The 13,785-nt window shown below is 45.6% G+C and carries 13 protein-coding genes and 1 riboswitch; of the genes, 8 read left to right on the top strand and 5 right to left on the bottom strand.

From position 1 onward, the window contains the following. The first annotated feature begins 76 nt into the window (after positions 1-76). Positions 77-967 carry a DMT family transporter gene (locus D5I41_RS17770; protein WP_119010949.1) on the top strand — a complete coding sequence of 297 codons (891 nt, stop codon included), beginning with the start codon at positions 77-79 and terminating at the stop codon, positions 965-967. Position 968: 1 nt separating this feature from the next. On the opposite strand, the gene D5I41_RS17765 is transcribed toward D5I41_RS17770, so the two are convergent. After that, the gene (locus D5I41_RS17765; protein WP_119011542.1) at positions 969-1,505 is read right to left on the bottom strand and encodes a helix-turn-helix domain-containing protein; all 537 of its coding nucleotides are present in this window, start codon (positions 1,503-1,505) and stop codon (positions 969-971) included. 137 nt (positions 1,506-1,642) lie between these two features. Between D5I41_RS17765 and D5I41_RS17760 the strand changes: the two genes are divergently transcribed. Both D5I41_RS17760 and D5I41_RS17755 read left to right on the top strand, forming a co-directional pair. Continuing rightward, complete coding sequence (locus tag D5I41_RS17760; RefSeq protein WP_119010948.1) at positions 1,643-2,839, top strand: benzoate/H(+) symporter BenE family transporter; 1,197 nt, start codon at positions 1,643-1,645, stop codon at positions 2,837-2,839. Positions 2,840-2,876: 37 nt separating this feature from the next. Continuing rightward, positions 2,877-3,350, top strand: a complete 474-nt coding sequence (locus D5I41_RS17755; protein ID WP_119010947.1) for a DM13 domain-containing protein — start codon at positions 2,877-2,879, stop codon at positions 3,348-3,350. A 42-nt stretch (positions 3,351-3,392) separates the two neighbouring features. Here the strand turns inward: D5I41_RS17755 and D5I41_RS17750 are convergent, their stop codons facing one another. Then, on the bottom strand, positions 3,393-4,286 hold the full coding sequence (locus D5I41_RS17750; protein WP_119010946.1) for a hypothetical protein: 894 nt from the start codon (positions 4,284-4,286) through the stop codon (positions 3,393-3,395). Positions 4,287-4,336: 50 nt separating this feature from the next. Then, positions 4,337-5,389: an aldo/keto reductase gene (locus D5I41_RS17745; RefSeq protein ID WP_119010945.1), complete on the bottom strand. Its 1,053-nt coding sequence runs from the start codon at positions 5,387-5,389 to the stop codon at positions 4,337-4,339. 116 nt (positions 5,390-5,505) lie between these two features. Here D5I41_RS17745 and D5I41_RS17740 point away from each other — a divergent pair, with 116 nt between their 5' ends. After that, positions 5,506-6,429: an endonuclease/exonuclease/phosphatase family protein gene (locus tag D5I41_RS17740; RefSeq protein WP_371860106.1), complete on the top strand. Its 924-nt coding sequence runs from the start codon at positions 5,506-5,508 to the stop codon at positions 6,427-6,429. A gap of 54 nt (positions 6,430-6,483) precedes the next feature. On the opposite strand, the gene D5I41_RS17735 is transcribed toward D5I41_RS17740, so the two are convergent. Further along, entirely contained in the window at positions 6,484-7,323 is an 840-nt protein-coding gene (locus D5I41_RS17735) for a MaoC/PaaZ C-terminal domain-containing protein (protein WP_119010943.1), read from the bottom strand. A gap of 188 nt (positions 7,324-7,511) precedes the next feature. Further along, positions 7,512-7,579, top strand: a riboswitch (Fluoride riboswitch). 147 nt (positions 7,580-7,726) lie between these two features. Between D5I41_RS17735 and D5I41_RS17730 the strand changes: the two genes are divergently transcribed. The 4 genes from D5I41_RS17730 (at position 7,727) to D5I41_RS17715 (ending at position 11,814) form a co-directional block, all read left to right on the top strand. Then, positions 7,727-8,419: an iron-sulfur cluster assembly scaffold protein gene (locus D5I41_RS17730; RefSeq protein ID WP_102451416.1), complete on the top strand. Its 693-nt coding sequence runs from the start codon at positions 7,727-7,729 to the stop codon at positions 8,417-8,419. A gap of 17 nt (positions 8,420-8,436) precedes the next feature. Then, positions 8,437-9,420 (top strand): GGGtGRT protein, encoded by a 984-nt coding sequence (locus D5I41_RS17725; protein WP_102451418.1) that lies wholly within the window; start codon positions 8,437-8,439, stop codon positions 9,418-9,420. Between the two features lie 314 nt (positions 9,421-9,734). Continuing rightward, on the top strand, positions 9,735-10,331 hold the full coding sequence (locus D5I41_RS17720; protein ID WP_119010942.1) for a LysE/ArgO family amino acid transporter: 597 nt from the start codon (positions 9,735-9,737) through the stop codon (positions 10,329-10,331). A gap of 28 nt (positions 10,332-10,359) precedes the next feature. After that, on the top strand, positions 10,360-11,814 hold the full coding sequence (locus D5I41_RS17715) for an MATE family efflux transporter (protein WP_119011541.1): 1,455 nt from the start codon (positions 10,360-10,362) through the stop codon (positions 11,812-11,814). A gap of 246 nt (positions 11,815-12,060) precedes the next feature. Here D5I41_RS17715 and D5I41_RS17710 read toward each other — a convergent pair whose 3' ends face one another. Next, positions 12,061-13,620: a SulP family inorganic anion transporter gene (locus tag D5I41_RS17710; protein ID WP_119010941.1), complete on the bottom strand. Its 1,560-nt coding sequence runs from the start codon at positions 13,618-13,620 to the stop codon at positions 12,061-12,063. Positions 13,621-13,785 lie beyond the last annotated feature (165 nt).

The raw sequence follows: 13,785 nt of genomic DNA, 5'->3' as shown, positions 1-13,785 counted from the left end.
GTCATACAATTGGATCTATCGCACAAAGACTGATATCTTCGCGCATCTTTGCCATTCTTCACTATGTTAGAGCTCTATGCGCGGTAACTCGGTCACTCAAGCCATCTTATTATTGGTCTTTGCCAACTTCTTAGCTTCACTCTCGGATGTTTCACTTAAGGTCCTTAATGGTGAAGTGCCTACCTTTCAGTATGTGTTGATCAGGCAGATCATGAGCCTGCTGATTATTGCGCCATTATGGCTGCGCCTACCAAGGCAAGAGCGTATGCTGGGTTGTGGCAAGATCAACTTCTGGCGCTCGCAATTTATTTTGATTGGCAGTGGTTGCGCTATGGTAGCGATTACTCATTTAACCTTGGCAACGGCGAACGCGATGTTTTATGTGGCGCCGTTGATGATGCTGCCATTATCGATCATCTTCTTGAAAGAAATGCCTCCGATGAAGAAGGTGATCGCCACGGGGATTGGCTTTATCGGTGTGCTGGTGGTGTTAAGACCTGAGCATTTTCATTGGGCTGCGATTATTGCCTTGGGTAGCGCTCTGGCAATGGCGGTAGGCAATATCTTAATCAAGCGCTTGCCAGCTTCTCAGTCAGTGGTCTCGACGCTCTTTTGGACTACCGCTTTAACGATCCCTGGAGCGTTTTTACTGGCGCTACCTAATTGGGGGCCTATTGAAATCCGTCATCTGTTTTGGATCTTAGCGATCAACTTTTTTGTATTGAGCTATCACGCGCTGGTGGTTGTGGCATACAAAAAAGCCCCTGCAAGTCACATAGCCTTGGCTGAATATTCGGGTCTGGTTTTTGTTACCCTATTTGGGATCATGTGGTTTGACGAGATCCCAGATCTATTGACTATCATTGGTATCGCGATGATTGTGGTTCCGTTAATGCCTATCCGCTGGCGCAGAAGAAAAAAGCCCGCCGACAAGGCTGTGGACATAGTTACCGATGTGGCCTCGTAGACTAGGGGTAGTACACAATATTTTGAAAGCGCACGGTTTCAGTTATGGCTTTGTAGCTGTGCGCTTGGTCAGCAAAAAATCGAACACACTCTCCTTGTAGCAATGGGTGCCAGTCACCGTCGAACCGCATAGCTAGCTCCCCCGATAAAACTACAATGTGCTCAATGACCCCATGGCTGTGAGGTGTAGAGTCTTGCTGATGAAAGTCTGTGAGTTGTATTTCAAACATCTCAAATTGGGTATCCGCTTGATAGCCAAACAGCGTATCAACCTTCATCTTACTGTCGTTGGGAAAGGCTTGGTTATGCTGACGCAGTTCCTTAGTTGTGGCAAAGAAAGAAGAAAAGGACACCTCTAAGCCACTGGCAATTTGCCACAGCTTATTGATGGTAGGGCTCGATTCACCTCTTTCAATCTGCCCAAGCATTGCTTTTGACACCCCAGTAAGCTTTGCTGCAGCATCTAGGCTAAGCTGCTTATCCAGACGAATTGATTTTAACTTCTTTCCCACTTGTTGCTTAAATAGCTGTTCTGACACTTGATACCACACTCGTTTGCCTGCTTATCCTTTTATTATTTTAGATCTGTACGTTATAGCGCACAAGTGCTATCTTTTGATTTGTGCGTTATTGCGTACATGGGTGTTGTTTATGGCAAAAGGGAAAGGACAAGGGTATGTACGTCAGTCAGTATGGTCAGAAGATCCATCGCTTCTTTAATTTATCTCATGTTACTGCAGGTTTTATCGCGGTGTTGGTCGGCTATACCAGTTCTGCGGTCATTATCTTTCAAGCAGCTAATGCAACGGGTGCTAGTGCTGAGCAAATCAGTTCCTGGTTGTGGGCGCTAGGTGTTGGGATGGCTGTGACCACCATAGGCTTATCTCTCTTTTATAAAACGCCTATCTTAACAGCATGGTCGACACCTGGGGCTGCATTGCTGGCAACCTCACTAGACGGTGTTAGTATCAATCAGGCGATAGGGGTGTTTTTGTTCTCATCCACCTTAATATTGGTGTGCGGCTTAACGGGTTGGTTCGAAAAACTGACTCGGCATATTCCAAGCTCAATTGCTTCTGCCATGTTAGCCGGAGTCTTACTGCAATTTGGCCTAAATGTGTTTACTGGAATCGCCATCGATCCTTTGCTGGTGGGTGGTATGCTCATTGGCTACCTTGTTCTAAAACGATGGGTTCCTCTGTATACCATTCCCTTGGTGCTGTTGATTGGAGTCGCCATAAGTTTGACTCAGGGCTCATTAAAATTAGATGGCATTGGCTTGGAAATGGCTTCTCCTGTTTGGATTTCCCCAGAGTTTTCTTTATCTGCGGTGATAGGCATAGGGATCCCATTATTTGTGGTGACCATGGCCTCGCAAAATGTTCCGGGTATTGCTGTGTTGAGGGCGAATGGTTACCAGACGCGATCTTCTCCACTGATATCTACCACAGGATTCATGGGCGTGCTGATGGCACCGTTTGGTGGCTTTGCGTTTAATCTGGCTGCCATTACTGCGGCTATATGTATGGGAAAAGAAGCGGGCGAAGACCCTAAAATGCGTTATATGGCATCGGTATGGGCAGGTCTGTTTTATCTGCTCACTGGCCTATTTGCGGCAACAGTAGCGACGTTATTTTCGGTCTTTCCCCAAGCCTTAGTGTTTACCATAGCAGGACTCGCTCTAGTGGGAACCATAGGCAATAGCCTTGCGATTGCACTAAATGATGCGAGTGAAAGAGAGCCTGCTTTGCTTACCTTTTTAATGACCGCATCTGGCGTGTCGCTTATGGGTATTGGTAGTGCTTTTTGGGGATTGTTATTGGGTATTACCGCTTATGCACTTTCTTCAGCAAGTCGTCGCGAATATGCCTAGAATTGAATGAGTTAGTGAACCATTTGCACAAGGATTGATGGCGTTGAAAAAAGTATTGTTATTGGTTACCCATATTATTGCGATTGGCTTTGGTTTTGCTCTTGGTATTTACGCTCTGCCGATTCTGACCGCACCGCCGGCACCAACGGAACAGATCATTCAGCATTTTGATAAGGCTGAGTTTACCGCAAGCTTTGATAAAGAGCGCCAAGACAGCGACTTTTTTCATTGGGGTGAAGGAAAGGTGATGCTTAGCGCAGAGCAAATCTCTTTTGTGGGAGAATTAGCCCCAGGACCTGACTACAAGTTGTATCTCTCTCCAGAGTATTTAGAAACAGAAGCTAAATTCAATCAATTAAAATCACAGATGGTTCAGGTGGGGGACGTAAAAAGTTTTAACGGCTTTAGTCTCACGGTTGATAAGGCCATCGACCTTGAAGATTACACGACCGTGATTATTTGGTGTGAAAGTTTTGGCGAATTTATTACCTCCGCCAAATACAGAGAGTAGGCCTATACAAATTTGCCCCTAAAATTTAGGGGCAAGCGAGAATTAAATAGGAGACAAGCGCTTAATCAGACCCCAATACAGGTTCTTCAGCAATAACAAAAAGCCTATGGGGATCAAAATGGTTTTTAGCGTGAACATTGCAATCAGGGTGAGTAGATTGATGACTAAAGACTCTGTTTTTTCCTGAAGTTCATCAAAGCTTTGTTGCATCTCTTGCTTGGTTTGTTCAAAGCCATTGGTCACGTTGTTCCACGTTCTTTTCGCACTGTCCAGTAGGCTATCATCTTCCTCGTACTCTGCTGTCTTTCCGTCAATCAACTTCTGATTAAACTGATGCAAATCTGTGGCAATAAAATCGGTCTGTTGGGTGATCTGTTGTGTTTGTTCATTTAAAAACAAGGTATCAACTAGGCTGTTTAGCACTAAGGTTCCTACTAGTAAATATCGAGTCAGACAGAGGACAAAAAATAGCGACTGTGTGAACTTAAAAAATCGACTAAACGAAGGTACCCACAAGGTAACCAAATAGGCAAAGGCACTGATGGCTATGGTTATATTGACCAATTTGGCTGAAAACACATCCAGTAAGATTTTCTGTAAGCCCAGCGAAGCTAAAGCTGTGGTCAGTACGGTAGACGTGGACTGCAGTATCTCTGTTGCTGGAGATAGAATCTCCCCCACACTTACTGTGAGGAATGGGACGCTGATTTCAGTACCTTTCAGCATTGATATGACGGCATGAATACTGCGTACTGATGCAAAGGCGACCACTCCTTGCTCTAAGGATTCGTTGAGTTTGATATCGGCGTAGTGATCCGCAAAGTTAAGCACTGCACCAATTGTGAGAAGCAGAGTAATTACAGTAAGGAGCGCGCGGTTTGATTTCGGAGATGAAGGCGCAATAGTGTCGTTATTTACAGGTGTTGACTCACTCATTTTTCTGGGCTCGCTAATAGGCTGGGGGATCCCCAACCTAGTTTGATCAATTAATAAGGAGCAGGGATTTGCTTGATGACGTTGGCAATACGTTTCTGAGTCTCATTATCCAGAGTCAGTTCAAAAGCTGCTAGGTCTTCCTTTAGCTGAGCCATACTCGTAGCGCCAATAATGCTAGAGGTCACACCCTGAACGCTGTTACACCACGCTAACGCCAGTTGCGCTGGAGTAATGCCGATATCCTTGGCGATGTCAGCGTACTGCGCTACGGCGCTGTGCGCGAGTTCAGTGCTTCGGTAGATGTTATTAGAGTTCATCAAGCTCCAGCGACTGCCTGCAGGGCGAGCGCCATTGGCATATTTCCCGGTTAACAAACCACTAGCCAACGGTGACCAAGGTAGATAAGCGACATCCGCATGATGGCAGTGCTCAATCAAGTAGGGCCAATCCTTTTGACACAATAGGCTGAACTCGTTTTGTATAGAAACCATCTTAGGCAGGCTGTGTTTTTCGGCAAGCTCTAAATAGGTGCTGATACCCCAAGTAGTTTCGTCTGATAATCCACAATGGCGAATCTTACCTGCGGTAATACATTCATTGAGCGCCTGTAAGATCTCTAGCATTTGTGAGCGCTGTGAGTTGACGTCAACGTCTGCGAAACTGAAGGTATTTGGCCACTGCTTACCAAAGTGAGGAGAGGTTCTGTTTGGCCAGTGCAGTTGGTAAAGATCAATGTAGTCTGTTTGCAGTCTCTTTAATGAATTCTCTACCGATTGAATAACGGCTTCGCCAGTAATAGGGCCACCATCGCGAACCCAATGCATGCCTGGCCCTGCAATTTTTGTGGCAATAATAGTCTCTTGACGCTTAGCTTGATTGCGAGCGATCCAGTCACCAATAATGGCTTCAGTTTTACCATAAGTATCTGGGGTAGGAGGGATGGCGTACATTTCTGCGGTGTCGATAAAGTTAACGCCTTGCGCTAGGGCATGATTGATTTGCTCATCGGCATCGTGTTGATTGTTTTGCACTCCCCAAGTCATGCTACCTAAGCAGACGCGCGATACTTGCAGTTCACTATGGCCAAGTTTGGCGTATTCCATTTGGGTTCTCCTCATCCTGATTATTCTTTTAAGATACTCTATGGCACTCGCTGAAACCAGTAACTTGAGTTATCTTGGAGTTAAGCTTTTTGCCAACTGTAATGGATGGATGCTCTTTGCGCCCACATCAAATTAAGATCACGACCTTCAACCTGTTTAATTACCTAGCGCCGCCGGGGGCGTATTACGACTTCGAAAACATCTATAGCTTTGCTCATTGGCAGGACAAACAACATTGGACACTCAAGCAAATAGAGGCTTCGGATGCCGACGTGATTGGTTTTCAGGAGATCTTCAGTGCCAATGAATTGGAAGAGCTGCTCGCTAGCATTGGTTATCCGTATTTTGCAGTGATTGATGAGCCAAAGGTCGAGAGTGATTTTATCTATTCAGAACCGGTGGTTGGCATTGCTTCTCGCTATCCATTGCTGTCGGTCTCTGCGGTTGAATCTGACCCCTTGGCATCTGCAGAGTTAGGTTTTGCCTTTAGCCGAGCACCCTTGCATGCACTTGTCGAACTGCCGATCATTGGTAAGGTCGATTGTGTCGTGGTGCACTTTAAGTCGCAGCGGCCTAAAGCCCTGAGTGTCGAAAATCCTAGCTTGAAGCCGGTTGAGAGTTGGCGTTCTACCATGCAAAGGGGGCTTGAAGCTCGCTTTATTGATGCTTTCTTTGCCCAGCGCAAGCGCACCAAAGGTTACCCTCAGGTATTGATGGGAGACTTTAACCGAGATTTAGCCAGTGCCGAATTTTCTTGTTTTGATGCTATTAGCGATGATCCAATAAGAGGACTTGGCGATTCGAAGACCCTTTTAGCACAAGAGCCATCAATTCAGGCCACACATTATTATGGCGCAAAAGGCAGTGTCTTAGACTACATCATGCTTTCAGAGGAGTTTGATCGCAACAGCGCGTCTTGCTTGTTTGAGGTGAGTAATTATCAGGTCTCTGATAGTCATCTTGTGAACCCTATCTATGCCATCGACCGTATGGCCAGCGACCATGGCATTGTGACTATCACACTTACCGAGCGAGATTAACTGATACCAATCGTACTAAATAACGGTTCATTCTCACTGGTCAACAGACCCTAGTCACTTACTTAGTGTGAATGGTATGATCCACTTTATATCCAACAGCGGTTTTGCTTCGGTATTGATCAATAGGGCGTGATTGCCTGCTTGAACTAATTCGATTTCAATGGGTAGCAGTGCAGGGCGCTTAAAGTTGACTTCAATCTCTGTTGGCGCAATATCCAGAGACACTAGAGAACGAGCCAATAAATAGAGGCCGTGGGCGATGGGTTTCTTAAAGCCGAAGGGGGCGGATGTCAGCCTGTGCAAATGGATGGGATTGTAGTCGCCTGATACTCGTGCATACCCGCGAACGCTTTGCTCTGTTATGTTCAGCCGAGCAATATGCTGAAAGGCACTAAAGTCATCCGCTATTGGCGTAGACTTATTTCCTCGCTGGCGACTAGTGATGGAAAAGTAGCGGCTATCGAACCCACACACTAGTTCATCATTATCAAAAAACTGTACACATAACTCAAACTCTATGCCTCGAGCTTTGTGTTCAATATGGCCAACTGAAACAGTGACATCGTAGTTTGCTCTAGTGTCGATCTCCTTATGTCGATAAAAACGAATTCCAGAGTGGATTAACCCCAGTGTCTTTAGCGGAAACTTGTTGTCGGTGAGTAGATGTAATTGTGCCTTCTGGCTGGCAACAAATAAGTAGGGCAAGGGCAGTTCAGGGTGAGCAAAACCACAATAGCGTTGGTAGCTTTGCAGGTGCGCTTGGTCAAAGTGAAAATCTTTTACGGTGAAATGTAATTGTGGGATAGCGGAATGGGATTGAGATTTGAATAAAGTTCTGCCCAAAATGCGCAGATTGCTCGGCAGATTTTTATATTCAATGGTTTTTTGTGACATTAATTGCCTATCCCTAAATTCGGTTTACTTGCCTATTTATGGATGTTAGCAAGCATTCTTGAAACTATCTTATTGAAATAGCGCAATTTTTATCTAGCTCTCGATCTTAGTTAGTTAACCAGTTGCATAGTTGTAATATTAGATTGCATTTATGCCTGTTGTGACACTCGCTCGTTTGGCTTAAATTTAGTGGCACAGGTGATGGGGTTCCACCTACTTAACCGCCGACCAGTCGGCTAATGACTCCTACCAAAATCGGAAACAGTGACTCATGGTCTTTATGATCTTTGGGGCTAGTACTTTGTAGTACTCGGTTTGGTAGGGCGTATCTAATCCATCTTGCACCCAATCCTTTCTCGCACTGTTTTCCCAACTTTATTCATTTGTTAGAGCGGAAAACATTATGCATTACACAAACGAAATTCAATCAATGTGCCCAATTCAACGCGGCGACCTACATGCATCTTCTCCTATTCCAGTAGAAGGCCGTATGATCAATCCTAAAGAGGTTATTGCAATCTCAGGTCTAAGTCATGGCGTAGGTGCATGTGCACCTCAGCAAGGCGCTGCTAAACTTACTCTCAACGTAAAACAAGGCATCATTGAAGAAGTTCTAATCGAAACCATTGGCTGTTCAGGTATGACTCAATCCGCAGCAATGGCATCAGAAATTCTTACCGGCAAAACCATTCTTGAAGCAATGAACACTGACTTGGTGTGTGACGCTATCAACGTGGCAATGCGTGAAATTTTCCTTCAGTTTACTTACGGTCGAACTCAATCAGCATTTTCAGATGGCGGTCTGGAAGTGGGTGAAGCACTAGAGGACCTAGGTCAAACTCTTCGTAGCCAAGTGGGTACTAGCTACTCAACCAAAGCGAAAGGCGTTCGTTACATGGAAATCGCAGAAGGCTATGTAACAAAAATGGGTCTTGATGAAAACGATGAAGTTATCGGTTACCAATACATGAACCTTGGTAAATTCATGAAAGCAGTCAACGCTGGCGTTGATGCTGAGACAGCACTGGCACAAGCAAGTGGTCAGTATGGTCGTTTCGACGAAGCTGTTAAAACTATTAACCCACGTCAACAATAAGCGAAGAGGACTGAATCATGAACAACGCAACTCAAGCTCTACTAACCGAAATGAACATGAACTCTTTAGAAGAAGCGTTCGCTTATTGTAAAGAATTTGGCATCGATACCCGTGAACAAGTCATGGAGACTCAGCCTATCGCTTTTGAAAGCGCAGTTGAAGCGTACACTGTAGGTACGGCTTACGCTCTATTTACTGATAGCAAGTCTTCAATTGAAGCCGCAAATGCAATTGGTAAAGGCCTACAAGCGTCTTGTAAACCAGGCAGTGTGGCAGATCAACGCCAAGTTGGTATTGGTCACGGCGCGCTTGCTGCTCGCCTTCTGGATGAAAAAAGCACCTGTTTTGCTTTCCTTGCTGGCCACGAGTCATTTGCGGCAGCAGAAGGCGCAATCAAGATTGCACTTAACGTAAACAAAGCACGCACTACACCGCTTAAAGTTATCCTTAACGGTTTGGGTAAAGATGCAGCATACCTAATCTCACGCATTAATGGTTTCACTTACGTAAGAACTCAATACGACTACGATACTGGCGAACTTAATGAAGTAGAACGCCGTCGTTTCTCACAAGGTCCACGTGGAGAGATCATCTGTTACGGTGCTGACGATGTACGTGAAGGTGTAGCTATCATGCGTAGCGCAGGTGTTGATGTTAGCATCACAGGTAACTCAACTAACCCTACACGCTTCCAACACCCAGTAGCGGGCATCTACAAAGCAGAATGTAACCGTGAAGGTAAAGCGTACTTCTCTGTAGCATCAGGTGGTGGTACTGGTCGTACTCTCCACCCTGATAACGTGGCAGCAGGTCCTGCATCATACGGCATGACAGATACTATGGGTCGCATGCACGCTGACGCTCAGTTTGCAGGTAGCTCTTCAGTACCCGCACACGTTGCAATGATGGGTTTCATCGGTATGGGTAATAACCCAATGGTGGGTGCATCTGTGGCTCTTGCAGTAGCGGTTGATGAAGCGCTAAAAGCAAAAAGAGCTTAAAAAATAATTCTGGAAGTTAGCTGACCATCCCTCTTGTTCTACTCATGCGTTGTCGTGAATAGCAGCTAGCTTCTAGTCTTATGCCCAAATAGATGGATCTCTACCGCCAGATTGACATCTATTGTTATTATTGTGAGCTAGAAGCTAGAAGCTAGAAGCTCCAACAATACCAAGACAACTAGTGATACCGCTCATTGCTTTTTGCTTGTGGGCACAAAGAGCAAACTCTGTCCGATGGGTTTGCTCTTTTTCCTTTTGTAAATTAGGAAGTTCACTTGTAGAGTTGTCACTTTGTAGTATTCAAGGATGAATCAATGTCTGCGTTTTTGGCTGGCTTTTCTATTGGTCTATCACTCATTTTGGCTATCGGAGCGCAAAATGCCTTTGTCATAAGGCAGGGCTTGCTTAGGCAGCATGTTTTTTGGGTCTGCTTGGTATGCGCCGTTTCAGATGCTCTGCTGATCAGCGCAGGTGTCGCGGGGTTCTCTGTGGTAGTGAAGGCTTACCCTCAAGTTGAAGAGTTTGCTCGATATGGTGGTGCATTATTCTTGATTGTGTATGGCACAAGCAGTCTGTGGTCTGCCTTTAAGAATAAACATACATTAGACCCAACCGCTAAAGCGCCTTCCTCATTAAGTAAGACCCTCGCTGTTTGTCTCGCCTTTACCTGGCTCAATCCTCATGTCTATCTTGATACCTTAGTTTTATTGGGATCTGTTTCTACTCAATATGGCACAGATAAAGATTTATTTGGTATTGGGGCGGTGTGCGCATCCTTTGTTTTCTTCTTTAGCTTGGGATACGGCGCAAGATTATTAACCCCTTACTTCAAAAAAGCCCATACTTGGAAAGTACTTGAGGGAGCGGTGGGCGCTGTGATGCTGATACTCGCTATCGAATTATTACGATAAACCTCCAACAACCGACAAGGAAGTGATGGTGGCTGAACAGCAAGCGAAATTCGTCGAAGGCTCAACCATGAGGCATATCCTGACGATGTCAGGGGCCGGCTCCATTGGTTTAATGTCGCTATTTATTGTCGACCTCTTAGATATGATGTTTATCAGTATGCTAGGGCAGGTTGAGCTAGCAGCGGCAGTGGGTTTTGCTGGAACACTTATCTTTTTTTCCACCTCAATATCTATTGGTACCTCCATTGCGATGGGTGCTTTGGTTTCCAAGGAACTTGGCGCTAAACGCGTTCAAAGTGCTCGTCATCTTGTTATCAATGTTTTAGTGACGGCCTTTTTGGTCAACGCGGTAATTACCGGCGTGATGACCTATTACATACCTGAGTTATTGCAGCTCATTGGCGCCAAGGGTGCGGCATTCGAGCATGCCAAAGACTATATGTATATCTTACTGCCGAGTACGCCTATTGTGGCTCTTGGTATGGCAGCTGGTGCCGCATTGCGTGCTGCAGGAGATGCCAAACGCTCTATGATGGCAACGATATGGGGTGGGGTGGTTAACGCAATTCTTGATCCTATATTTATCTTTGTATTGATGTGGAACGTAGAAGGCGCAGCACTGGCCTCTGTCTTATCTCGATTTACTGTACTGGCCTTTTCCTTAGCCCCACTGATCAAACATCACGACTTGGTGGGCAAGTTCCGATACAAGCAGTGGATCATTAGTCAAAGAGCGATATTTGCCATTGCGCTACCCGCTATCTTTACCAACATAGCCACTCCAATAGGCAACGCCATCGTCACCAGTTCAATTGCGCAATATGGTGAGGATTTTGTGGCAGGCTTTGCGGTTGTGGGGCGTCTGACACCCGTAGTGTTTGCCGCTATTTTTGCGTTATCGGGCGCGGTGGGACCTATCATTGGGCAGAATTACGGTGCTGACCGTATTGATAGAGTGAAAGAAACGCTGTTGAATTCTTTAATCGTGGTCAGTATCTACTGCGTTACCGTAAGCCTTGTCTTGTACTTCCTTCAATCCTTTATAGTCAGTGGTTTTAACCTAACGGGTGATGCTGATGTGTTGGTTCGAACCTTCTGCACCTTTGTCGCAGTAACTTTCCTGTTCAATGGCGCTCAATTTGTGGCGAATACCTCGTTTAATAACCTTGGTAAGCCTTTGTATTCCACAGCTCTTAATGTAGGCAAGGCGACCATTGGTACCATCCCATTCGTTTATATTGGCTCGGCTTGGTTTGGCGCGCTAGGCGTATTATACGGACAGGCGGTGGGCAATATCGTCTTTGGCTTGATTGCGCTAGCCGCTCTTAGATTTCATGTTCGCCAGCTGAACAAGGAGGCGGCTGTTGAGGATGAGGTAGATGAAGGGTTGCACAGCGTTAATATGCAGCCGTTTTGTACTCACGATGCTGTGGTAATGGAAGAGCTGGCGAAGAATGATGAGTTGGTAGCAGAGCAGAAGTAATACCAATCGCAAAAGGTCAATCGACCCTAAGTAAGTGATCAGAAATAGCATAGGAAAAATTCTCGAGGACAGGGCGGAATTTTTCGATAAGTAGTTATTCTACAATCAAAAATTCTAACGCAGTCATCGAGTATTTTAACAAGCTAGGATGACCAGTTATTTAGTACGATTGGTATAATAAGAAGCAGAGATAAAAAAAGCCTACAGGGAGAAGATCCCTATAGGCTTATCTGTATTTTTTCGCTGTTATCCCGCTAGAACGTCAGTTGCAACCTTGTAGCTAGGATCTTCTTTTACGTTGATCTCTACAAGGCTACCTGCTTTGTGCAGCAATGCACGGCAGTCTTGGCTAAGGTGGCGCAAATGTAGCGTTTTGCCAACAGCCGTATAACGCTCAGCCAGTGTTTCAATCGCTTCGATCGCGGAGTGGTCAGCAACGCGAGAATCAGCGAAATCAACGATCACGTCGACAGGGTCATTTCGTGCATCGAACAGCTCTAAGAAGTTAGCCGCAGAGCCGAAGAATACCGGGCCGTGAACGCGGTATACCTTTGAGCCTTCTTCATTGATCTGGCTGCTCGCATAGATATGTTTAGCATGTTGCCAAGCAAACATCAGAGCCGAAGTAATAACACCTACTGCTACCGCAACGGCAAGATCAGTCAGCACTGTTACTACAGTTACTAGAACAATCACAAAGAAATCTTGCTTAGGTACGCGGCGTGCCAACTTGAATGTTGCCCACTCAAAGGTGCCGATAACAACCATAAACATAACGCCAACGAGTGCAGCCAGTGGAATCATCTCGATAAGCGCTGAAGCAAACAGAATGAATATCAGTAGTGCAACTGCGGCAACGATACCAGAAAGGCGACCACGACCACCTGAGTTAATGTTGATCATAGATTGACCAATCATCGCACAGCCACCCATAGCGCCAAATACTGAACAGCTTAGGTTTGCGATGCCCTGACCCACACATTCACGATTACTCTTACCACGGGTGTTTGTCATTTCATCAAGAACAGTTAGCGTCAGTAGCGATTCAATTAGACCAATCGCTGCTAGAACGATGGCATAAGGCAAGATGATCTTCAGTGTCTCAAGGTTGAATGGCACTTGAGGAATCGAGAATGTTGGTAGTGAACCAGCAAGAGTCGCTGCGTCGTTACCAGACATAGCACGCAAGAAGTCAACGACAGTGCGCGTATCAAGACCGCCAAATTGAACAATTAGCGTTACTGTAACTATGGCCACCAAAGAAGATGGAATCGCTGTGGTCAGCTTAGGAAGGAAGAAAATGATACCCATAGTCAGTGCAACAAGACCTAGCATGATCGTCATTTGACCCGCTGGAAGCCATGTCATTACACCGGCAATATCAGGCGCTTTAAATTGTCCCAACTGAGCAAGGAAGATAACAATCGCTAAGCCGTTCACGAAGCCAATCATTACTGGATGAGGCACCATGCGGATGAACTTACCTAATTTAAATATGCCGGCAAGCACCTGTAATAAACCGGTAAGCATGATAGCGGCAAATAGGTATTCAACACCATGTACGGCAACAAGGCTTACCATTACGACAGCCATTGCGCCCGTCGCACCAGAGATCATACCTGGACGACCGCCGAAGATAGAAGTGATTAAGCCAACGATAAAGGCGGCGTATAAGCCAACCATAGGGTCAACACCGGCAACAAAGGCAAAGGCTACCGCTTCAGGTACCAAGGCAAGTGCTACGGTTAGACCGGACAAAACGTCATTCTTGACACTTTGAGCTGAAAACTGTGGAGATTCAAACATTTGTGTTATTTCATCTTTTGGTTTGGGTTCACGACCGAAGACTTAAAGAATAGTCGTGATAGTGGAAATTTGCGGAATATGGTTACACTAGGTAACACATTCGTGCTTGCTATTATAATTTTCGTCGGCGAATGCTAACGGAAACGAGGTTGAAGTGCAATCAGG

This window comes from Vibrio superstes (assembly GCF_003569005.1).
Taxonomy (GTDB): Bacteria; Pseudomonadota; Gammaproteobacteria; order Enterobacterales; family Vibrionaceae; genus Vibrio; species Vibrio superstes.
The sequence above is the reverse complement of the archived record's forward strand: the minus strand, read 5'-3'. Positions and strand labels throughout refer to the sequence as shown.

Bases quoted from the DNA above. Each gene is read 5' to 3' on its own strand.
- D5I41_RS17770 (WP_119010949.1), top strand. From the start codon at position 77: ATGCGCGGTAACTCGGTCACTCAAGCCATCTTATTATTGGTCTTTGCC.
- D5I41_RS17760 (WP_119010948.1), top strand. From the start codon at position 1,643: ATGTACGTCAGTCAGTATGGTCAGAAGATCCATCGCTTCTTTAATTTA.
- D5I41_RS17755 (WP_119010947.1), top strand. From the start codon at position 2,877: ATGGCGTTGAAAAAAGTATTGTTATTGGTTACCCATATTATTGCGATT.
- D5I41_RS17750 (WP_119010946.1), bottom strand. From the start codon at position 4,286: ATGAGTGAGTCAACACCTGTAAATAACGACACTATTGCGCCTTCATCT.
- D5I41_RS17745 (WP_119010945.1), bottom strand. From the start codon at position 5,389: ATGGAATACGCCAAACTTGGCCATAGTGAACTGCAAGTATCGCGCGTC.
- D5I41_RS17735 (WP_119010943.1), bottom strand. From the start codon at position 7,323: ATGTCACAAAAAACCATTGAATATAAAAATCTGCCGAGCAATCTGCGC.
- D5I41_RS17730 (WP_102451416.1), top strand. From the start codon at position 7,727: ATGCATTACACAAACGAAATTCAATCAATGTGCCCAATTCAACGCGGC.
- D5I41_RS17725 (WP_102451418.1), top strand. From the start codon at position 8,437: ATGAACAACGCAACTCAAGCTCTACTAACCGAAATGAACATGAACTCT.
- D5I41_RS17720 (WP_119010942.1), top strand. From the start codon at position 9,735: ATGTCTGCGTTTTTGGCTGGCTTTTCTATTGGTCTATCACTCATTTTG.
- D5I41_RS17710 (WP_119010941.1), bottom strand. From the start codon at position 13,620: ATGTTTGAATCTCCACAGTTTTCAGCTCAAAGTGTCAAGAATGACGTT.